General features: G+C 39.5%; 18 protein-coding genes. 3 read left to right on the top strand and 15 right to left on the bottom strand.

Going from position 1 to position 22,516, the window contains the following annotated elements; translation table 11 throughout:
• Positions 1–28: 28 nt before the first annotated feature.
• The 6 genes from V5804_RS03570 to V5804_RS03545 all read right to left on the bottom strand — a co-directional run bounded on the left by V5804_RS03570 (position 29) and on the right by V5804_RS03545 (position 6,772).
• On the bottom strand, positions 29–1,765 hold the full coding sequence (locus V5804_RS03570; RefSeq protein ID WP_369590000.1) for an ABC transporter ATP-binding protein: 1,737 nt from the start codon (positions 1,763–1,765) through the stop codon (positions 29–31).
• Positions 1,766–1,768: 3 nt separating this feature from the next.
• Positions 1,769–2,476, bottom strand: coding sequence for a 3'-5' exonuclease (locus V5804_RS03565; protein ID WP_369589999.1), 708 nt, complete (start codon positions 2,474–2,476; stop codon positions 1,769–1,771).
• A gap of 33 nt (positions 2,477–2,509) precedes the next feature.
• A complete protein-coding gene (locus tag V5804_RS03560) occupies positions 2,510–3,793 on the bottom strand; it encodes a DUF5103 domain-containing protein (protein ID WP_369589998.1) in 1,284 nt (427 codons plus the stop codon).
• 1 nt (position 3,794) lies between these two features.
• A complete protein-coding gene (locus V5804_RS03555; protein WP_369589997.1) occupies positions 3,795–4,559 on the bottom strand; it encodes a hypothetical protein in 765 nt (254 codons plus the stop codon).
• The gene (locus V5804_RS03550) at positions 4,556–4,750 is read right to left on the bottom strand and encodes a hypothetical protein (RefSeq protein ID WP_369589996.1); all 195 of its coding nucleotides are present in this window, start codon (positions 4,748–4,750) and stop codon (positions 4,556–4,558) included. The genes V5804_RS03555 and V5804_RS03550 overlap by 4 nt, the downstream gene beginning before the upstream one ends.
• Positions 4,751–4,849: 99 nt before the next feature.
• Positions 4,850–6,772 carry an ABC-F family ATP-binding cassette domain-containing protein gene (locus V5804_RS03545; RefSeq protein ID WP_369589995.1) on the bottom strand — a complete coding sequence of 641 codons (1,923 nt, stop codon included), beginning with the start codon at positions 6,770–6,772 and terminating at the stop codon, positions 4,850–4,852.
• Between the two features lie 195 nt (positions 6,773–6,967).
• Here V5804_RS03545 and V5804_RS03540 point away from each other — a divergent pair, with 195 nt between their 5' ends.
• Positions 6,968–7,516: an FUSC family protein gene (locus tag V5804_RS03540; RefSeq protein WP_369589994.1), complete on the top strand. Its 549-nt coding sequence runs from the start codon at positions 6,968–6,970 to the stop codon at positions 7,514–7,516.
• A gap of 214 nt (positions 7,517–7,730) precedes the next feature.
• On the opposite strand, the gene V5804_RS03535 is transcribed toward V5804_RS03540, so the two are convergent.
• The 9 genes from V5804_RS03535 to V5804_RS03495 form a co-directional block, all read right to left on the bottom strand.
• The gene (locus tag V5804_RS03535) at positions 7,731–8,909 is read right to left on the bottom strand and encodes a carboxypeptidase-like regulatory domain-containing protein (protein WP_369589993.1); all 1,179 of its coding nucleotides are present in this window, start codon (positions 8,907–8,909) and stop codon (positions 7,731–7,733) included.
• A gap of 502 nt (positions 8,910–9,411) precedes the next feature.
• Positions 9,412–9,756 (bottom strand): hypothetical protein, encoded by a 345-nt coding sequence (locus V5804_RS03530; protein WP_369589992.1) that lies wholly within the window; start codon positions 9,754–9,756, stop codon positions 9,412–9,414.
• A 24-nt stretch (positions 9,757–9,780) separates the two neighbouring features.
• Positions 9,781–10,554, bottom strand: a complete 774-nt coding sequence (locus V5804_RS03525; protein WP_369589991.1) for an SDR family oxidoreductase — start codon at positions 10,552–10,554, stop codon at positions 9,781–9,783.
• A 101-nt stretch (positions 10,555–10,655) separates the two neighbouring features.
• Positions 10,656–11,561: a helix-turn-helix domain-containing protein gene (locus tag V5804_RS03520; RefSeq protein WP_369589990.1), complete on the bottom strand. Its 906-nt coding sequence runs from the start codon at positions 11,559–11,561 to the stop codon at positions 10,656–10,658.
• 218 nt (positions 11,562–11,779) lie between these two features.
• Positions 11,780–12,262, bottom strand: coding sequence for a GNAT family N-acetyltransferase (locus tag V5804_RS03515; protein ID WP_369589989.1), 483 nt, complete (start codon positions 12,260–12,262; stop codon positions 11,780–11,782).
• A 1,122-nt stretch (positions 12,263–13,384) separates the two neighbouring features.
• Positions 13,385–16,084, bottom strand: coding sequence for a hypothetical protein (locus V5804_RS03510; protein ID WP_369589988.1), 2,700 nt, complete (start codon positions 16,082–16,084; stop codon positions 13,385–13,387).
• A gap of 1 nt (position 16,085) precedes the next feature.
• Positions 16,086–16,646, bottom strand: a complete 561-nt coding sequence (locus tag V5804_RS03505; protein WP_369589987.1) for a hypothetical protein — start codon at positions 16,644–16,646, stop codon at positions 16,086–16,088.
• A 244-nt stretch (positions 16,647–16,890) separates the two neighbouring features.
• A complete protein-coding gene (locus V5804_RS03500) occupies positions 16,891–19,452 on the bottom strand; it encodes an ABC transporter permease (protein WP_369589986.1) in 2,562 nt (853 codons plus the stop codon).
• A gap of 30 nt (positions 19,453–19,482) precedes the next feature.
• Entirely contained in the window at positions 19,483–20,178 is a 696-nt protein-coding gene (locus V5804_RS03495) for an ABC transporter ATP-binding protein (protein WP_369589985.1), read from the bottom strand.
• Positions 20,179–20,278: 100 nt separating this feature from the next.
• Here V5804_RS03495 and V5804_RS03490 point away from each other — a divergent pair, with 100 nt between their 5' ends.
• Positions 20,279–20,965: an arylesterase gene (locus V5804_RS03490; RefSeq protein ID WP_369589984.1), complete on the top strand. Its 687-nt coding sequence runs from the start codon at positions 20,279–20,281 to the stop codon at positions 20,963–20,965.
• 1,023 nt (positions 20,966–21,988) lie between these two features.
• Positions 21,989–22,516, top strand: a 528-nt coding sequence (locus V5804_RS03485; protein ID WP_369589983.1) for a hypothetical protein, incomplete at its 3' end; no start/stop codon positions are given.

Genomic DNA, 22,516 nt, shown 5'->3' with positions numbered 1-22,516 from the left:
TGATAAAGTGTTTGCCTTGTTGGCAAGATTATAGCAAAGGCAAACCCAAACCGGGAATGGAAGCAATCAGTTTTTGGGTGTAAGCTTCTTTCGGATGTTCGTAAATTTTTTGCGGGTCGCCCGTTTCAATGATTTCGCCTTTGTTCATCACCATCATGCGGTCGGCAAAATGTTTTACCACCGAAAGATCGTGCGAAATAAAAATATATGTGAGATTAAATTCCCGCTGCAGTTCTTTCAGCAAATTTAAAACCTGCGCCTGTACAGAAACATCCAAAGCCGAAACGGATTCATCACAAATGATAAATTCAGGCTGCAAAGCCAAAGCACGGGCAATGACAATGCGTTGGCGTTGGCCGCCGGAAAATTCATGCGGATAACGGTTAAAATGTTCCGGCAATAAATTAACACGGTCCAGCAATTCCAGCACTTTCTTTTTGCGCTGTTGCTGATCGCCGTACAATCCGTGAACTTCCATCGGTTCTAAAATGGCGTTTCCAATCGTGAGTTTTGGGTTGAGGGAAGAGTACGGATCTTGGAAAATCAATTGCATTTTTTTCCGCATTCGGCGCATTTCGTTTTGCGGAAGCGTTAAAATATCTTGTCCTTTAAAAATAATTTTGCCAAAATTTGGTTCGATCAAACGGATCAAACTTCGGCCCAAAGTTGTTTTTCCGCAACCCGATTCGCCAACCAAACCCAGCGTTTCTCCCGGAAAAACTTCAAAACTGATGTTGTTTACCGCTTTAACTGTTTCGGTTGAGCGTTGCAGAAACCCTTTTTTAATTGGAAACCAAGTGTTTAGGTTTTTGATTTTGAGCAACGGTTCCTGGTTGTAAAGCTTTTTTTGCCGCTGCTTTTTTTCATCATCGCTTAACGCATAACGTTGCCGGATTTCGTTGATGGTTGTGCCGGAAAATTGGATTTCGCCATGCAAATCTGTTTTTAAAAAATCCCGGATCACCGGTAATTTCTTTAAACGGAATTGCGGCGAAGGGCGACAGGCCAGCAAACCTTGCGTATATGGATGTTGCGGATTTGAAAAAATAGTTTCGGTAGCAGCCTGTTCCACAATTTTGCCTTTGTACATTACAATTACTTCGTCCGCAATTTCACAGATCACGCCCAGATCATGCGAAATAAAAATCAGGCTGCTGTTGCGCTCATTTTTGATGCGTAAAAGAAGCTCCAGGATTGATTTTTGTACCGTTACGTCCAAAGCTGTAGTTGGTTCATCGGCAATCAAAATTTCCGGGTTGCAACTTAAAGCCATGGCAATCATCACGCGTTGTTTTTGCCCGCCCGAAATTTGGTGCGGAAAACTATCAAAAATAGCTTCCGGCCGCGGCAGTTGTACTTCTTCAAAAAGCTTGATTGTTTTTGTCCGGGCTTCCTTCCGGCCAACTTTTAAATGCAGTTGTATCGCTTCGGCAACTTGGTAACCACAAGTTAAAACGGGATTAAGCGAAGTCATCGGTTCTTGGAAAATCATGCCGATACGGTTGCCGCGAAAACTACGCATTTTTGCTTCCGGCAGTTCTAATAATGCTTTGTCGTTCAGTAAGATAGAACCGGTTACCTTTGCTTTCTCTTCATCCAATAATCGCATCAAAGCCAGTGAAGTAACGGATTTCCCGGAACCGGATTCGCCCACAATGCCCAATACTTTTCCGGGTTCCAATTGAAACGATACTTCTTTTACCGCATAAAAATTGGTGTCCCCGGTTTTGAAACTTACACTCAGCCGGTCAACTTTTAAACTCATCGGCTAATCAATATAAACAATGTTTTCTTCGGAAATCAGTTCTTCCCCACGGAAACGACGAAGCAGTTGAGCTACCGTAATGACGTCTTTCTGGCAATAAATGCGGATGCGTTCCTGGTCGTTTTCTTCCCAATAAACGCGGCCAACTTCGCTGCCGTCAATGTCGTCTTTCGGTGTGGGGATATTGAAGATCGCAGCCAGCAAACTTAGCGAAGTATAGTTTTTATGGTCGCCAAACTTCCACAATTCCATCGTATCCAAATGGTTTGTTTCCCAGGGCTTTTTGCCGAAAGTTTGGAGTTGAGGCGGAATGGCGATTTGATGAACCAGCATCCTGCGGCACAAATACGGAAAATCAAACTCTTTGCCATTGTGTGCGCACAAGATTTTGTTGACCGGTTGGCGGTTGAGCATCGTTGCAAAATCTTCCAGCAATTCGCTTTCTTCATCGCAACAGTAAGATTTGATGCGCAAAGAATTGCCTTCAGCATCCGAAAAAACACCGGCCGAAATACAAATGATTTTTCCAAATTCGGCCCAAATTCCTGCCCGTTCATAAAACTCGGCTGCCGGAACTTCTTTGCGCTGGTAAGCCGTTTTCTGTTCCCACAAAAGCTGCAAATGCTCCGGCACTTCCTCGTACAGTCGAAATTGCGGCGCCGTTTCGATGTCTAAAATCAACAGGTTTTGTAAATCCAACTGTTCGAGCATGCTTCTTTTATCGTGCTTTTTTTGGTGATCTGTTTAACGCAAACTGTTTCCTTTAACCGAATTTAACAACTGATAACCAACCAATTCTTCGTAACGGCTGCCTGCGCGTTTGTAATACACCAAAATCTGGTAATCGTTTTCGGTTTCAAAATGGCTGCCGTTAATCGCCGTTTGGTCAATCTCGTTTCCATTTTTCAGCACGTAATGATAATCATAAATGCCTTGCTTTAAATATAAATTGCTGTAAAAAATACCTTTGGCCGCGTCATATTTCATCTGGCTGCTTTCGTCCAAATTATAATTGTTAAATTTTCCAGTGATAAAAACAGTACTGTTTGGCGTTGTCGGCGTGTAAAACAGGCTAAAGTAAATGTGGGCATAATCCGCATCCAAACGAGGGTCGCGGCCATTGGTATTGCGGATAAAAAAGTTGCCGTCGTTGTCATATTGAAAAGTATAATTGGGCTGGTCTAACGGACGGTCGTTCATCAGCATCACCGTGTTTGCCGTATCGCGATAAATTTTATCAACGTGTTCTCCGCCGGAAAGCAAAGTGCGCAAATCAAAACGCCGAAATTCATTTCCCCCAGGAAAATCATTGGTCTGTAAATCGGTGTATTGCAACAAACCGCCCTGAATAAATTGCGGACGCGTGTTCATCTGGCTTACATCATTCCGGCCGTTTTGCAAAACCAAAGTCCGCACTTCAGCATAAGGATTGGTTACGTTTAAGGGCGTTACATCAACATTAAAATTGAGTTTTTGGTTGGAAGTGCGGTTGGCTACATTGTTGGAAGGCGCGATGACGGCCGCAATCCCGGCACGGTTATCAACTACATAAAAACGGCGCGTTAAAATCGGTTGCTGCGGGTTTCCTTCGGGATAAACTTTTAAAACGTAATTCCCGGAAAGCTTGGGGACGATGTTGTAATTGGGGAAAGTAAGCTGGTAATGCGTGTATTTTTGAATCGTGTTGGATGAATAACGGTAATCCATAATCCGGTCTTCATTGAAACTTTGCAAATATTCTGAAGGGGAAAGGTTGGAAGGTTTCCAGTCGGCATCGCAATGTTCGATGGTATAACTGTAGGTTTTGGAGCCGCCGTTCAAATCATCAAAACTCAGTAGCAAAACATCATTGCTGTGCAAACCAATAATCGGGAAAGAGCCTTCCTGCTGCGCGTTAAAAAGATCAACGGTTTTGATATTGGGTTGAAAAACAGAGTTTTGGTACTGAGTTTGCGCTTTTGCATTCTTAAAAAAGAGGAGGTAAAAGAAGCATGGCAACCAAAAACTTAAATTTATTTTTACAGGCATTTTATTCGGCTGATGCTTCCGGCGGACTTTGATTGATCCGGTAATAAGTAATATTTAAATTCATTATCTCGCGGTAAGGAATAATGGTGAAATCTCCGGGCATATAATAATAAGGATCTTCGTTTTCTGGCCGATGATCATGTTTCAAATAACGGCGCTTTACATCACTTAAATACAATTGGTCAATTCCGTTGGAACTTGAAAGGACGTAGTGCGAGAGGTAGCCGCTGTACAAAACGCTTCCTTCCGCGGTTTTTACCAATGCATCAACATACTGAACTTCAGGCTGCACATCATATTGTCCGGTAATATTTGGAAAACCCAGGATTTCTCCGGTAAAAACATAATGCCATTCGTTTTGGTAACGAAACAACTGGTATTTACGGTCAAGCTTTAAGTTCCGCACTACATATTTACCGAGGTAACCTAAAACCGCACCGCCAAAAGCAGTAAAAACGAAGTAAAAGAAAATGTGATAAATGTTTTGGTAAATCTGCAAGAAAGCAACGCTGGTTTCGCTGCTGCTTCCGTTGCTGCCAATGAGTAAAAACAACGGCCATAAACTAATTTTATAGCCAAAGAGCCTGATTAAACCCTGACAAAATAGGTGTATCAGGATACTAAAAATCAGGGAAGGGAAAAGATAATCGGTAAAATTTTGCTTAAAATATTCTTTGGAAAACTCTCCGCTGTAATACAAACGCCTAAACAAAAAACCCGGCACCAGCATCAACAGCAAGATGATAGTAGGCAGGGCAAAATTCATCTGCTTTTTGGAAAAGAACCGATGCGTTCAACCGTGATCAACCCGTTTTTAGAAGTTCCTTTAAGCGAATTTTTATTATGACGTTCATCATCAATGGCTTCCATAATATCCGGTAGATGGCCTTGTTTTGCCAATTTAATAAACCTGTCGCTTAATATTTTTGGTGCCGTATTAAAAAATGAAAAAGCCATAATTAATTTTCTTGCTTAAAATTAAGAAACAAATCTGCAATAAGAAAATACTTACAAACCAAAAATTGTTTGCTGATTTTATGCCGGTAAAAGAAGCATTTAACTTTCTTCCATTTCCAGGATCTGATCGGCCAGGGCTTCCCATTTTTCCTGCTGCTGTTTCAGTTCCTGCTGTTTTTGTTTGAGGTTTTTGTTCACTTCCTGCAAACGGTTTTGCTGTTTGTAAATTTTATCGTCGCTCAGTTCGGCCTCCAATTGCTTCACGGTTTTTTCCAATTCGGTAATGCGTTGTTCCATTCCCGTCAGGTCCTGGTTCAGCTTTTTTAATTGCTTGGATTTATCTTCCGTTGGCTGTTTAACCGCAACCGTTTCTTTTTTTACTTCTTTTTTAGGCTGAGGTACGGGTGCTGATTTTGCTTCCAGTTTCCGCTTGGCCTGCCAAACTTCGTACTCGGCATACGTTCCAGGATATTCTTTGATTTGCTGGTCTTCAATAAACCAAATCTTATTGGCAATATTGTCGAGAAAAAACCGGTCGTGCGACACGGCAATCACCGTTCCCTCGTACTGCTGCAAAGCCTGGATCAAAATGTTGACCGAAGCAATATCCAAGTGGTTGGTCGGCTCATCCAAAATCAAAAAGTTGGCATCGGCAGTCAAAGCTTTGGCCAATGCCACGCGCGATTTTTCCCCTCCGGAAAGTACTTTGATCTTCTTAAAAACATCATCGCCAGTAAACAAAAACGAACCTAAAATAGAGCGTAGTTCCGTTTCGTTGTGTTTTGGGGCGAAGCGTTGTAATTCCTGCAAAATCTCACTATCCAAATGCAACGCTTCCAATTGATGTTGTGCAAAAAAGGTTTGGGTAACGTTGTAACCGGTTTCGCTTTTGCCTTCAAACTCTTTATCGGCTCCGGCAATAATGCGCAAAACGGTAGATTTTCCGCGACCGTTGGCACCAATCAAAGCAATTTTATCACCTTTTTCGATCACGGCATGTGCGCCTTCTACAATGTCAATTGTCGGGTATTTTTTGGTGAGGTTTTCAATGTTGATGACGTGGCGGCCAGACTGACGGGAAAACTTAAAGCTGAAATTTACGGAAGGATTATCATCGTCCACATCTTCCACACGCTCTAATTTATCCAATGCTTTGATACGCGATTGCGCCATTTTTGCTTTGGAAGCTTTGGCCCGAAAACGCTCGATCAAACGTTCTTCCTGCTTGATTTTTGCCTGCTGATTTTTAAATTCATTCTTCTGGATTTCGCCGCGCAGGTCTTTTTCTTCCACATAAAAAGAGTAGTTGCCTGAATAAGAAGTCAGTTTTCCTTTACGGGATTCCACCGTTTTGTTGATCACTTTATCCAAAAACCACCTGTCGTGCGAAACGATCACCACCGCGCCTTCAAAAGCTTTCAAATAATCTTCCAGCCATTGGATCGAAGGCAAATCCAAGTGGTTGGTTGGCTCATCCAACAACAAAATATCCGGTGCCTGCAACAGGATTTTGGCCAGCATCACGCGCATCCGCCAACCACCAGAAAAGGTACTCAATTTGCGTTCTGTATCGGCATCGCTAAAACCCAAACCAGCCAGAATTTCGTGCGCTTTGTATTCGATGTTGTAACCGTCCAAAGCTTCAAACTCGCTTTGTTTATCGCTCAATTTATGCAAAACATCTTCCGAATAATCGGTTTCCAGTTTTTTCAGCAAGGCTTCAATTTCATCATGCAACTGGTTCTGCCGCTCAAAAGCTTCCATCGCCACATGCAAAATACTTTTATCGGAAGCGTAAGAAAGCAGATCCTGGTTTAAGTAACCGATGGTCAGCTCTTTGGATTTGGAAATAGTGCCCGAAGTAGGTTTCAGATCGCCCACAATCAGCTTCAGCAAAGTTGTTTTTCCGGTTCCGTTGGCGCCAATCAAACCAATTTTTTCGCCTGGTTTAATGTGCCAGTTGGCTTCGTCGTATAATGCCCTGGAACCGATTTCGTAAGTTAAATCATTAATTGCAATCATTGGCGCGAATGTACGTTTTATCGGTGGTATTTACGTTTTTTGTGCCGATTAGGTACAGGAATATTACCAAAAGGAAACAGATCTTACGAACTTGGCAGATGCTTCTTTTACCAGGTAAAAATTGGTGCCCGAAAATCAAAATAAACTAAGGGATAGCTTTGTTGTTCATTGCTGCAGGTTGCCAAGTACACATACATGGATCAGAAACAGGTTGACTTTTTATTGTACATTGCCAAATGCCTGATCGGTGCCATCGTTGGGTTTTTTATTTACCGCGCTTTCCCTGAAGGCGGTGCCTGGAGCATGGTTTCTATTTTGCTGGTGCTTTCGCCCGAAAGAAAAGATGCGATCAATTTGGCCGAAGTACGGATCAAAGCCAATTTGGTAGGGGCGGGTACGGGTTTGCTGTTGTTTTTTCTGCACCCGCCGGCATTTTTTATGATCTGTTTGGGCGTTGTGTTCGTGGTTGTAATTTGCGAACTGCTGAAACTACAGGTAGCAACGCGTTCGGCATTGGCTTCGGTCGTGATTATCTGCATCCACGAAACGGGAAAATACTTTTGGCAGGTGGCGATTGAACGGGCAGCAGGCGTTATCGGCGGTTGTTTGATTGCTTTGCTGATTACTTATTTGGTTCATTATAAAACCCTGGTTAACAATGTAAAGGAACGGAAAGCGCGGGTTTCGTGGCGAAGGAACCGTTTTAAAAAACCAGAAGAAGTTGAGAAAACGGAGGTAAAATAGGATGTTTCTTTTACGGGTTCGAATAAGATTTCTCCCTTCGGTCGAAATGACAAAGCGAAGTAAAATAGGATGCTTTTTTTACGGGTTTGAAGAGGATTTCTCCCTTCGGTCGAAATGACAAAGCGAAGTAAAATAAGATGCTTCTTTTACGGGTTCGAAGAAGATTTCTCCCTTTGGTCGAAATGACAAAGCGAAGTAAAATAGGATGCTTCTTTTACGGTGCATAATCTACCGGCAGCAGTTCGGCCAGCTTGTCGTTCGCCCAATCGCCTTCATACAGAGTACTTTGCGGAGAGATCACCACACCGTTCAAATCAAACAAAGCATATTGGGCATACAAAGTGATGATGCTGGTGGCATTACTTTCCAAATCAAGCGGACGGTAAACATTGTCCAGATTGTTGGGGTCGCTTTTTTTGGTATAAACAACGTACAAACAATCAGGAAAAGTAAGCGCAAACAAACCGGGCTGCTCCGTGCGCCGCAACACATCTTCCTCATGCAAAGGTTGTTTAATCAGGTTTTCGATATACCGTGGTTCCTGCGCCTTTTCGTTCCAATAAGTTACCGAATCGCGGTTGTTGCTTTTGTTAAACTGTACATATTTTTTCTGCAAAATTTCTTCCGGCAGGCGTTTTGGGTTTGGCCGGCGTTGCAACTGGCGGATCACGAAACCTTCTTCCTGCAACTTTTGCTGGTACAAAGCGCGGAAAAAGTGCATGCTCGAACCGTAATAAGCCTGACGCCGTTTTTCCTGCCATTTCTTTTTTTGCCCTTCGCTGCCTTTCAGTTCTTCAAACAAAACTTGTCCCTGATAGCGGATGATGCTGGTAAGCGAGCTGCTTTCAAACTCTTTGATCAAAAAACGGACTTTATAACCCAGTGCCCGGTTTTCCACTTCCAAAAACTCATCCGTCGAAGCTTCCAGCGTTTGCGTTTTTTTATGGTAGATAAGGTAAACGGCGTGCGGGTTTAGCACTTTGCAAAGCTTGGCGTTTTCTGTTGTGCCGATAAAGTTCCTGATAAACAAAGCATAGTTTTTTTTCCAGTTGGCACTGGTGGTGATGACTACTTCCCGCATTTGTATCGGTTTGGGCATCATTTCGATGGTAAGTTGCTGTGGCTTTTCGCCCACCAAAATGCTTTGGTTGTAAGTTTCGTAACCCAAAATAGAAACCACCAAATTGTACTGGCCCGGTTTTACACCAGTCAGCGTGAAAGTCCCGTCTTCGGCCGTAACTGTTCCAAACGTAGCGTTGCTAAGAAAAACACTGGCTTTGCCCAACGGGCCTTTGGTGTCAATCGCGGTTACTTTCCCGGAAATAGTGCCGGTTTGTGCAAGGGAAATTGCAGGTATTGTTAAAATCAACCAGAAACAAAAGAAAAAACGCATCGCTAAAAGTAGCAGAATTTTGCCTGATCAACTTTGATTTTTAGTTGGTAAAAGAAGCATGTAACCAAATTTTTGCGTAAGGTGAAAAATGGCTTTACAAAAAAATCCCTGCTTTTTGCAAAGCAGGGATTGAACTAAACAGAACATTAACCAAATTATTTCTAAAACCGCTTTCTTCTACGGCGGCCTGGTTAAAAGGGTTACGCTTTTTTGAAATTATTTTTCATTGCAGCAAAATTATTTTTTTAATAAAAGTTATTTAGATTTTTCTGGTCTTCTTTTTTTGGTTGATGCTTCTTTTACCACCTAAAAATCTTAGTCATTTGTTTTTTTGATTTATTAAATTCAAACACCAATTTTTATGGGGTAAAAGAAGCATTGACATTTTTTATTGTACAAATTTAAACAGGGTCTTAAAAGTTAAAACAACTTTATTTTCTCAAAGCAAACATTGTTCTCCACGTTTTGATAGTGGCCGTAATTTGGTTTGATCTTGTAAAAATTACTTTTTAAAAGGATGTCCCAAATAAATCAAAACCAAAGACACAAATAAAAACGGGATTTCGATCAATGCAGCTTTTATATTTCCAGTTTGCAATTGAAAGCCCATCAGTAAAATAAATAATAGGGCACTGATGATATTGCCCGCAAAAAATGTTTGCGGAAACAAAATCATCAAAGCAATAAGTATGTTGGTGCAACTTAGTATGGTTTGTACAGGTTTACTTATGCCCCAAGCCAGCATATTTGCATCGCCGTTTGGTGCATTGTTCCTTAGCCCGTCTAGGCCATGTTTAAAACTTAAAACGGCTACAATTGCAATCAAAATCCCGCTTATAATTTTCATAAAAACTATTAATTAAATTAAAACTTATTGCATCATTTTCGCCCCAACTTTGCTGGTTTGGCTTAACGCAAATTTGGGTGCAATCCGAGACATGATTTTAATAACATTAGCTATGCCCGGATAAATTTCAAGCTTGTTGGTTTCCAATCCTTTGATCGCAGCCTGAACAATTTTGTCTGGTTCCATGTTGTTTTTACTGTCAAAACCATCCATGTTTTCAAACTTATCGTTTAAAAGCGTATTGGCACCGGGCGCAACCAGTTCAAACACTTTAATGTTGGTGTTTTTTAATTGTACCCTTAACGATTTGGTATAAGAACGAAGGCCGGATTTGGTGGCGCCGTAAATTGGGGAAATAGGAAAAGGGACCAACGCAAGGCCGGAAGTAACATTGAGGATTGCAGCCGTTTTTTTTGTTTTTAAATGCGGTAAAAATTGCTGTATCATTCTGATCGGGCCCATCAGGTTGATCTCGATTTCACGGGTAATATTTTGCAAATCAATTGTAGGGTCTTGCAAGTTTATTGTACGCATTTCGCCTGCATTGTTGATTAAAATATTTAGTTCAGGAAATTGTTGGGTTACATTTTTATAAAGTTGGATGATGGCATTTGGGTCGCTTACATCACTTTGAAAAGTATGTACTTGCGGCAATTGTTTTTTTGTTTGGTCGAGCTTGGATTGGTCTCTGCCGGTGATGATAACCGTATTGCCTAAGGCCAAAAGTTGGGATGCAAATTGATAACCGAAACCGCTTGTTCCGCCTGTTATCAGGATCGTGTTTTGAGTAAGTTCCATTTTTGTTTTGTTTAAAATTTAACTCCACAAAGTTGCCGGTAAAAGAAGCATCTAAGTTTGCAAACGCCAATCCAATGTTTGCAAAATTCAAACCAACACCATCAGGACCGGAAGCCGACAGGGGCAAAGGAAGTTTGCTTTTTAAAGAAGTTTGAAAAATGCGCCACTTCTTCAAAGCCTAAACAATAAGCAATTTCAGAAATGTTCCAATCCGTTTGTTTTAAAAGTAACTTAGCTTCCTGCACAACCCGGCTCGTAATAATTTCTGTGGTTGTTTTACCGGTGTTTTCTTTCAAAACTTTGTTCAAATGGTTTACATGCACCGCCAATCGGTCTGCATAATCTTTGGCCGTTCTTAAACCAAGTTTTTGCTGCGGAGATTCTATCGGAAACTGCCGTTCCAAAAGTTCAATAAACAAGGAGGTTACACGGTTAGAAGCATTGTGTGCGGGATACAAAGCGGTGGCAGGCTGCAGTTTTTGCCCGTAATGGATCAGCTCTAACACATAATTACGCAACAAATCGTATTTATAAGCATAATTGGAAGACAGTTCCTGGTACATTTTCACAAAAATAACAGTAAGTTCTGCCGATTCTTTGTCTGTAACTTCAAAAATCGGATAGCCGCCGGGCTTGAAAATCGGCAAGTCGTCCAGCATTACGCCGCTTTTGTTCCTGATTAGAAATTCGTCTGTAAAAATACAGAAGTAGCCGCTTTGTTTTTCGCTGTTTGGTGTCCAATGGTAAGGCACTTTTGGCGTGGCAAACAGCAGGCCGTTGTTCGCAATTTCAATCACCTTGTCGGCATATTCGGAAGTGTTGCTGCCATTGATCAAGCTGATCTTATAAAACGCCCTTGTGTTATAAGGCATCACCTTTTTTGCCTTAAACTGCGCAACTACTTCTTCATTTTTGAAAACGTTAAAATGCCCGATCTCTTTATTGATTTCTTCGGGTATCGTTGTCCCAATTCCTTTGTACCAATCGGTAAGTGAGATAGTTTCCATGTTTGATCTGATCTGCAAAAATCAAATATAGTAAATTAACCAGCGATGTATAAAATTGAATTTTCTTGAATCGGTAAGGTTATAAACTTGGATTGATGCAATGCTTCTTTTATCGCATAAAAATTAGAAAAGAAGAAATTGGAGTATTAAAAAAGTTAACAATCTAAAAACAGCAAAAACTTAAATTTATATGAGCTGATTAAAATTTACCTATAAGTCTAATTTACTATTCTAAGTTCCATTTTTATAGTTGCCCTGGTATAAGGCACGTCATCAAGCGGAACTACTTTGAAACCATTTTTAAAGTATAGATTAAGTGCATTCACCAATTTTTGATTTGTATAAAGAATTATGCTGCTTAACCCAAGCTCTTTAGCTGCTTCGATAGCTTTTTCCATTAAAGATTGTCCGATTTTTTTTCCTTGATAACCTAAATTAACGCCCATTCGGGTCAATGCATATTGCCGATTGGTTATTTTTTCTAAAGCAACTGAACCTACAATTTGATTTTCATACTGAGCTAAAAAAATAAACCCTCCTTTATCAATAATTTCCTGTTGCGGGTTGTCGAAAGCTTTTTTGTCAAGTTCGGTAACTTCAAAGTATTTTTTAATCCATTCATAGTTTAGGTTTCTAAAGGCTTCCTTAAACGCTTCCTGATAAGTAATAATTTGAACTTTATTTTCTGTAGATGAATTCATACTTTGAGTTGTTTAGATTGATGCAAACACCAATTATATAGGGTAAAAGAAGTATTGGCCCAAAGAGTTTTAATACAAAAAAATTAAATTATAACATTACAGTTTAAAAATTGGATTGGGAACCGCGGTGATGAAAATTGTTTTCATTTTTTTGTTTCAAATTGAACCACAAAGGTTGGACATCCATATTTTTAAGTGTAGCCTAATTAAAAATGGTATAGCCAAAATTAGGAAAAGTTGTGATTTGGAATGCTTCTTTTATCGTATAAAAATTGGTGTGGATTAAAATAGCTTTTGAATTTTTATAAGTTGGGTTAGAAAGCAAAAATTTTTAAAAGATTGGATTACAAACTTGGGCTAATGAAAGCTAACATTTTTGTTTTGCACAATATAAATATACGCAATGTCTCTTATTTCTAAATTGCAAATTTAGCTAAATATTAAGCTTTGATGCTTCTTTTATCGGGTAAATGTTGGTGGGTTGGTTTTGAAACCAGATTACAAATCCGTAGCTCAAAAGGCCGGATTACAAATATTACAAATTCGGAATAATGGATGCTTCTTTTATCGTATAAAATTTAGTGCTGATGTTGCCAGCTTCGTTATAAAACGACTGGCAAAAAAACCGACAAGCACAAACAAAAACGCATGGCTAAAAGTAGCAGGTTTTTTGCTGAATAAATATTAACCTTGATTTTTGGTTGATAAAAGGCGTTTATAATTAAAGTTTTTGCGGAAAGTGGAAAAAGCGCATAAAAAAAATCCCAGCCTTTTGCAAAGCAGGGATTTTAACTAAAACAGAACATTAACCAAATAATTCTAAAACCGATTACTTCTACGGTAAGCAATAGCGGTTGGTTACAACTTTTTTTATTTTTATCGAAAATAAGTTTCGGTTATATGGCCGAACGTAAAACTTATAACAAGGCGAGGGCGAAGGTGGCATGCTTCTTTTATCGGGTAAAATTTGGTGTTGTGTTTTAGGATTATAGATTTTTAAACCAGATTAGAAATCTGTAGCTCAAAAGACCGGATTACAAATCCAGACTAATGGATTTTAGGATTATAGATTTTAAACCAGATTAGAAATCTTTAGCTCAAAGACCAAATTGCAAATTCTGACTATTGGGAAGCTTTATACAAATATTTAAACTTCTCTGACATTGCATTAACTGTCTCTAAGTTTTTAGGAAATGTTAAATCTATAAGCTTTGAATTTATTTTTTGCCTACTTTCTAACAATGAATAAATTGCATCTGAATTTATCATTTTATTACTTAATATAGTTTCAAAATCAGGGCAAAGAATTTTAATTTCTTGTCCGTTCCTGCTAAATGACAGATGAAGATTTTTATCTGTTTCATTTTTAGCAAACTTTATATCGTTAACAATAATTAATGAATTTAATGTATCCAAACTTTTACTGTCAGATATCGAATTTTTAAATAGAGATTTTATCTTTAAGGTATCAGTAAAATTTATATTCTTGTTAATGAGATAAGTATCAAAATTCGTAGCTAACAACTTGTTATTGTTTAAAACTTTCATGCAAAGGTCAATTGCATTTTGATTTGTAGAGGAACTAAATAGTGTTGAATAAATAGGATCAAGCATCAAGTTACCTGCCATTAACGATTGTTGTGAAATAGAATATTGTGTTATGTTGAGTATTTTTAAAAGTCTTGTTTCAAGAAGGTCTTGATTGATGCCATTAACTGAAGTGCTTTGTAAGTAATCTTTTATGTTAACTGGTTTAAAATCTGTGTTATTTCCTGCAGTCTGAAAATAATTTCCAAAAGTTGTAATCATATTGGTGAATTCATTTATCATCTCATAACTAAAGTAGTTTCCAATAACATCTTTACTGTCAAGTGGACTTAGTTCCTTCATCTTTGCTATAATATATAGGGGCTTATTTACGTCTTTTGTCAAAGAATATGGAAACATCAAAGAATACATTGCGCTATTTAAATTTTGAGAATAAAATACTTTAAACAATTCTAGAGTAGGCTCATATATATTCCTAATTTCAGATGTTATAAATTCTTCGTCTTTTAAATCTCCATTTGTTGAGACGAAAAAGTAAGAAAGGTTTTTACCGATTGTAAAATCATTCAAGCCTTCTAAACATTTTTGACAAGTTTGATTGTAATACTTTTGATAATCTGAATAAGTGGAAAAATTTACATTTCTTTTTCCCCAGATGTCTTTTAATGTTTTACAAGCTTGATAATCTCTATATAATATTGTGGTAGCCTTTGTATTCAAAGTATTAATTTTCCAATTTATTCTTTCAAGTTGATTACCAGTATATTGAAATGAAAGTACCATTGTTTTATACATACTTACGGTAATACTCGATAACGTATCTAATTTTGTTTCTATCCTGTCCAGATGTTTATCAACGTTATCGAATCTTTGGTTCATCACTTCATACATTTGTGTGAGCATTTGCATTTCAGGACTTGGTGTTGGCTTGCTAAGCAATCCTCCTATCCCAGAAACAATACTTGCTAATCCTGAAATATCTCCGGCATAAACTCTTGCAACACCTGTTACTATGGATACAACACTTATTAGTTTACCAACGTTCTGAGCAGCTTTACCCTTTAGTACGCCTGCATTAACTAAACCGCCGTAAACACCTTTGGAATAATTTTCAATATCACTTGAAACGCTAATTATTGTCTCTTTAGTTTTAATATCTTTTAACTCACCAAGTAATTTCTGCTTTTCATCATCTTTAAAGATATTATCAAAATGACCTTTTTCTAAAGCTTTGATTTTCTGAGTTGTGTTTAAATTCTGAAATGTATAGCCACTTAATATATCAATTTGAAAAGCATTTTGAGCGAGAATTTTATCATGTTCATCCTGTTTGCTTTTTAATAAATTAATGTCATCCTTCACCAACAACATCTCGTTCTCAAGAACTGTAACCCTTTTTTCATTAATCTCAACTCGTTCCTTAATATTATCAAGTGTTTTATATATTTCATCTTGATTTTTCATCAGATCAGAAATGTTGTCGCCTAACTCTTTAAATTTATTGTCAAGTTCTTTTTGAAATTCTTGGGTTTTTGAGTTGACTTCTTGCTTTACTTCTTCATATTGCTGAGTTGTTTTTAAATTTAGCAATTGTAAATCTGTCCGGTTTTTAGCAAGAAAATCATATGCTCTTTTGGTAAGCTCTTTTGTAAGTGTACCGTTCATATCTCTATTTAGAGCAGGTATATCGCCATGAGCTACCTCAAACATTGCTGTAAATGCTTGTTCATCAGCGGCAGTTCTTACATCAATTCCATTTGAATAAAGCAGGTTTATTCTGTTTTTAATAATATTATCAACATCATTTTTATGTTCCTCAATTCCTTTGTTAATCTCATCATCTACATATAACTCGTAGCCTTGCTGAATGGCAGGGGTTAAAAAATTAGTTAGATGTTTAGTGGGTAATGCTTGAGCATAATTGCCTAACACGCTTAGACCGTATTTCCCTATTTCTTTTCCTGTTTTCCAAAGAAATTCCTGTGCTTCGTATTGCTTTTTTGTTTTGTCAAGGGTTATGTTAAAATCATTAATAAATCCTTCGACATTGATTTGAGTTTGCAAAGGATATTTTGCTTGTTCAACATTTAATAATTTTTGAAAGTCCTTGGTGTATGCAGGTTTTCCTAATTCTAAATTTACAGCATTTATTATTTCACAGGATGAATTTCTGATGTCATAACCTTTGTAACTTTGGACAGTGCTTTGACAATAAGCACTGAATAAACAAGATGAAAAAAATAATATTGGCAGGATTATTTTTGAATGTTTCATATCACTCATTGATTTTGATATATGTAAATAAGGCGATATTTTTTGGACGAGTTTCTTCCCCATTAAGATTAGTTCCAATATCTTTTATAGAAATAGAAACTTCTGGTTGATTTGCTGCCATCGGGTTTCCTCTTGTTGAACCAGACCATTGATTACCGTTACCCCAACCACCAAAAAAGCCAAAGCTGTTTGAAAGATTATGAGTATGCTTCTTTATTGCGTCAGGTTGATATTCTAAAGCTAATCTGTCTCTATTATTTTCAGTTTTAAACACGTCCGCTTTATCATCATTCCTCGTGCCGTTTAAACAACGAATAAATAAACCCCTTGTATCGGGAATTTCTGTTACTCCATGTTTAGTGTTTAATGCTGAACCTTGAATGGGTACTTTATTATCCATAAGAACCCAACCATTTCCATTTTCTTCTTTGAACTTGTCAGGTGGTAATACAGAATATTTTACGTCGCCAATTGCGCCTTCTGATTTGGTGTCAACCTTTGCGAATGCAAAAACTGCTACAATTGTTCCAACAATTGCAAGTGTTATAACGTGCTGCTTCATTATAGTTTAAATTTATAGGGTAAATATCTATAATAACCGCGACGCTAAAACAGGGTGTTTTCACCCTTTTTATACCGTACTTTCTACTACAAAATTCTCCCTAACAAAAAAATCCCCGCCTTTTCAAGCAGAGATTTTAACTAAAACAGAACATTAACCAAATAATTCTAAAACCACTTACTTCTACGGTAACTTAATTCTTCAGGTTACACCTTTTTTTATTTTTATCGAAAATAAATTTCGGTTACCCATCAGAGCGTAAAACTTCTAACGGTGGTTTGTTTAAAATACCGCGGCTGTTAAACAAGCCGATCAAAACTGTGATCAGCGCGACCACAAAAAACAGGATGACCACGGGCAGCAGCGGCGGCGAAAATGCAGTATCAAAACTATATTTGGCCAAAGCCCAGCTTCCCGGAACGGAAATTAAAATACCGGTGAGCGCGGCAATGGAACCGAGGAAAAAGTATTCCAGCCCGGTGATGATTAAGATTTGCCTTTTACTGGCACCCAAAGTCCGCAGCAAAACGCTTTCCTGGATGCGCTGGTATTTGCTGATCAGCACGGAAGAAACCAGCACGATCAACCCGGTTAAAATACTGAAACCAGCCATAAAACGGATCACGAAACTGATCTTGCCCAGAATATCATCCAGCAGTTTTAAAACCAAAGCCAGATCAATAATGGAAACATTGGGAAATTGCTTCACCACGGCCTGCTGATATTTGGCCGAAGCTGCGGTTGAAGGCACGTGCGTAGTAAACACAAAATATTGCGGCGCCTGCTCCAAAACGCCTTTAGGGAACAGCACCAGGAAGTTGGTTTGAACACGGTTCCAGTTCACTTTCCGAAAGCTGGCAATCCGGGTTTCCATGTTTACGCCCTGCACGTTGAAAAGCATTTTATCGCCGATTTTGATATGGTTGTTGTTGGCAAATTTTTCTTCGATGGAAATAGGAATGTTGTTGGAAGCAGGATCTGCTTTTCCAATCCAGTTTCCGGCGGTTATTTTCTCCGAAGAAACCAAGGTATCTCGGTAAGAAACGCGGTATTCGCGACTGAAAACCTGGCGGGAAACTTTTAAAGCGGTATCTTTTTTGTAGAAAGCAGCGTTCTTTCCGTTTAGTTCTTCCAAACGAATGGTTACAATCGGCACCATGCCCATCACCGGCAAATGTTGTTGTTTGGTTAAATCTACCACTTGCTGCTGCTGGTTGCCCTGTATATCAAACAAAATTAAATTAGGCTGACTGCCGCCGGAAGACAGGTTGATCCGGCTTAACAAAATCGATTGGATAAAAAATAAAGTGCTGATAAAAGCAGTACCTAATCCGATGGAAACCAGCAAAATGATGGTTTGGTTATTGGGCCGGTACAAATTGGCAAAACCCTGCCGCCACAAATAACTCCAGGAAAGCGGCAAAAATTTCCGCAGCAGCCACATAATCAGCGTGGCAATTCCGGTCAGCACAAAAAACGCCAGCAGCACAAACGCGGTGAACGACAAAGCCTGTTTCCAACTATCCAATTGCAGGTAGGTAAAAACAGTAATAAAAGCAACGATCAGCAAATAAACCAGCCATTTCAAAGGATCACGTTTTTGGTTGACCGATTCATCCGACACGCGCAAAGTGTTTAAGGGCGAAACATTTCGGACAGAAACCAAGGGCAGCAAAGCAAACAACAACGAAATAACCACGCCCAGCAAAATGCCGGTGCCGATGGAAGCCCAGGAAATTTCAACCGTAATTTCAATCGGCAGAAAATCTTTAAAAGCAATGGGTAAAACCTGCTGCACAAGCGTTCCTAAAATCGCGCCCAAAACAGAACCGATAAAACCGATGACGACGATCTGGATCAGATAAATCAAAAAAGCCTCGGTAGATTTTACGCCCAAACAACGCATAATCGCAATTGCTTTCAGCTTTTCGCGCACATAAATATGGATGGAACTGGCCACGCCAATACAGCCTAAAAGCAAGGCCACAAAGCCAACCAAAGCCAGAAAATGCGTTAAATCTTCAAAAGAACGTGAGGTTTGTTCTTTTTGAGAAGCCACCGTTTGCAGGTTTAAATCTTCTTTATCTAAACGCGGTTCTATTTTGGTGGTCAGTTTTTCAATGTTTTCCGGTCGGTCGTACTTGATGTAATAACTGTAATTGATGCGGCTGCCGCGCTGCATCAAACCGGTTTGTTCAAGGTAGGAGAGCGGCATGTAAATCACCGGCGCAACGGAAGCAGAAATACTGGTTTGGCCGGGTGCTTTATCCAAAATACCGGCAATGGCAAACGTTACTTTCCCAATTTTAATGGAATCGCCGGGATGCGCGTTAAATTGCAGCATCAGGTTGCGGTCGGCCAGCACTTGCTGTTTTTTCCGGAAAGTGGTTGCTGCGGAGGCCGGCGTGGTTTCGATGGAACCATAATACGGGAAATCGCCTTGCAACGCGCGCACTTCCACAAAACGCGTTCCCTGGTTTTTGGTGAAAAGCGCCATCGAAACAAAGCTGCGTTGGGTTGATTTCCGGTCGCCCAAAGAATCCACCAAAGTTTGGATTTGGGGCGAAAGCGGTTTGTTTCCGGAAATTACCAGATCGGCACCAACCAATTCTGCGGCCTGGCGGTCAATATCCTGCCTCAAATTAAAACCGAAAGAATAAATGGCAACGAGCGAGGCAATGCCCAGCACAATGGAAGAAATAAAAAGGAACAACCGCGACCGGTTTTTACGGCTGTCGCGCCAAGCCATTTGCAGCAGCCAGCCAAAATTGATGGGGCGTTTATAATTGATGGGATCCGTGTTCATTTAAAAAAAGGGCGATAAAAGAAGTATGTGTTAAATTGCGGCGGCGGTGCGCTCATCAGAAATTAAATTGCCGCCTTTGATGCGGATAATGCGTTGGGTTTTAGAAGCCAGTTCCATATCGTGCGTTACCAAAATCAGCGTGGTGCCGCTTTCACGGTTTAGGTCGAATAATAACTTGACCATTTTTTCGCTGGTTTCGGCGTCTAAGTTTCCGGTTGGTTCATCGGCAAATAAAATTTTAGGCTGATTGGAAAAAGCACGCGCCAAAGAAATCCGCTGCTGCTCGCCGCCCGAAAGTTGGGTTGGATAATGATGGCTTCGGTCTGCCAGTCCCACTTTGTCCAACAAATCCATCGAACGGGCGCGGCTGTTTTTCTCGCCCCGCAACTCTAATGGAACCATGACGTTTTCGAGGGCGGTTAAAGTTGGAAGCAATTGGAAATTTTGAAAGATAAAACCCACATATTGGTTGCGGACTTGCGCGCGTTCATCTTCGCTTAAATTATCCAAACGGATGTTGTTAAGTTCGACCAAACCGGAAGTGGAACGGTCCAGACCGGCGCAAAGGCCAAGCAACGTGGTTTTTCCGCTGCCGGAAGGGCCGACAATGGCAAAAGTGGAACCTTTATCCACCGAAAAATTGATATTGTTTAAAACCGTAAGCGTGTTGCCCGCGCTTTTATAGGTTTTGGTTAAATTTTCTGTTCTGAGAATTGAATTGGCCAAGAGATTGAAATTTTGATGTTTTGAAATATACGGACTATTGCTAAACTTAAATGTTAGCTGTATGTTTAAGAAACTGTTTTAGCAATTTTGTTACACCTGTATGATGCAAAAAATATTTTCCTGTTTCGCCCTCGTTTCCTTACTGATTTTCTGCGGATGCGGCAACAAGCAAAAGCCAACCGAAGGCACTGAAAAAGATACGGTAAAAGAAGCATCGGCCAAAACGCAAACGCAAAAAAGCATTTTGTTTTTTGGGAACAGTTTAACGGCCGGTTACGGTTTGGATGATCCGCAAAATGATGCTTTTCCGTCGGTCATCCAGCAAACGATTGATTCGCTGAAACTGCCTTATAAAGTGGTGAACGGTGGTTTAAGCGGGGAAACTTCGTCGGATGGAAAAAATAGAATCAATTGGTTATTGCGCCAGCCGGTTGACGTTTTTGTGCTGGAACTGGGCGCAAACGATGGTTTGCGCGGCATCCCGGTTGCAGAAACGGAAGCGAATTTGCAAGCTATCATTGATCAGGTAAAAGCAAAGTACCCGAAAGCAAAATTGGTGATGACGGGAATGCAAGTGCCGCCAAATATGGGCGGGACTTATGCGAGTGATTTTGGGAAAGTGTTCCCCAGACTGGCCAAAAAGAACAACATGGCTTTGGTGCCTTTTTTACTTGAAAATGTGGCCGGGAACCGGGATTTGAACCAGCGCGACGGCATCCATCCAACTGCAAAAGGCGCAAAAATTGTGGCGCAAAATGTTTGGCAGGTTTTAAAAGATCAGCTTTAATACTGTTTTTACCAGTGTATTTTTGGTCTGTTAAAATTTTTGTCGGGTGTATTTTTGATGCTTCTTTTATGCCATAAAAATTGGTGCCTTGTATTTTGGCTAAAGCCAGTTCTATTTCCCTTTATCCACGGCCTGAAGGCCGTGGCAATGAACAAGAACCTGTTTAAATTTTGCCAGAAAATTGGAGATGCTTCTTTTACCCTGTAAAAATTGGTGGCCGTATCAGTTTTTATAAATCGAAAATAAAATGTTTTACCAATTTTTAAGCGGTAAAAGAAGCATGAAAAATAAATTGAACAAATTTAAACGGGCTCTGAATAACAACTAAAAAGTTGTTTAAACATTTTATTCGGATATTTATCATATATGTTTTTAAAAATAGAAGCGAAACACACCCCTAACCCCTCTCGAGAGGGGAAATATGGCGCCTACCTTTCTATCGTTAGAAAGATAGCAAACTGTGCTTCCCCTCTCGAGAGGGGTTAGGGGTGTGTCCTTTATTAAATTAAACAAATAATAAGATGATGACAGTTAAAAGTTTAAACAACTTCTGAATAATGGTGTAAGATTTTGTTATCAGCGTTAAAAAAAATCGCTATAAAATAAGCCAGTTAAATTGCCACGGCCTTTAGGCCGTGGAATAGATAAAGTTTAAGTTGGCTTTAGCCAAAACATTACTGAATTAAAATTGAATAGGCACATGGATTATCGCCTCGCCAAATATTTGCTTCAATCTAAATAAACCGAAACAAGTTTACGGTTCAATTCTCTTTTCAAACAAAAATATTGCCTGAATAAGCCGACTGATTTTTCAAATATTAAAATTTGAAATAGTGTAATTTAAACTGGTTTTTTTTAGTATGTTCGGATGTTTTTTGGCTGAAAAATATTTTTTGTAAAGAAAGATTGTCAGTGAAATGAGGAGCATAACCTATCCGATTTAACTTTTATACGCTTAAAAATTTTATAGGTTACCGTAAAACCAAAAATTGTGGGCACAAAAATTAAGGCAGTAAAAGAAGCATGACAAAAAAATTTACTTTCTGTATTTTTTCTTTGTTGCTAATGCTTGCCTTTGCCGGCCCGGTTTTCGCGCAAACCAACAAAGGCACGGATTTTTGGGTGGCTTATATGGATAATGTGCGCGGTGTTACCAGTAGTTCGTCCTGCCAAATGAGTTTGTATTTGACTTCCGATATCAGCACAACCGGAACTGTAACCGTTGCCGATGGCAGCTATTCGCAAAGTTTTAATGTTACGGCCAACCAGGTTACCGAAGTGGTGATGCCGCAATCTGCTTTTCTCGGCACAGAAGGGCAATCTTTAAAAGGGATCCATATTTCTGCTGCCAACCCGATTGTGGTTTATGCCCATATTTACGCTTCCAATGTTTCGGGCGCCACGTTGGTTTTGCCGGTCAATACGCTGGCCAAAGATTATTACTCAATTAATTACAACCAGCGTTCCAACGAAGGCAACTCTTATTCTGCCTTTGTGGTTGTTGCCACCGAAGATTCTACAACGGTTGAAGTAACGCCCGCCGCGCCTTTG

The organism is Mucilaginibacter sp. (genome assembly GCF_041088075.1).
Lineage (GTDB): Bacteria > Bacteroidota > Bacteroidia > Sphingobacteriales > Sphingobacteriaceae > Mucilaginibacter_A.
The sequence above is the reverse complement of the archived record's forward strand: the minus strand, read 5'-3'. Positions and strand labels throughout refer to the sequence as shown.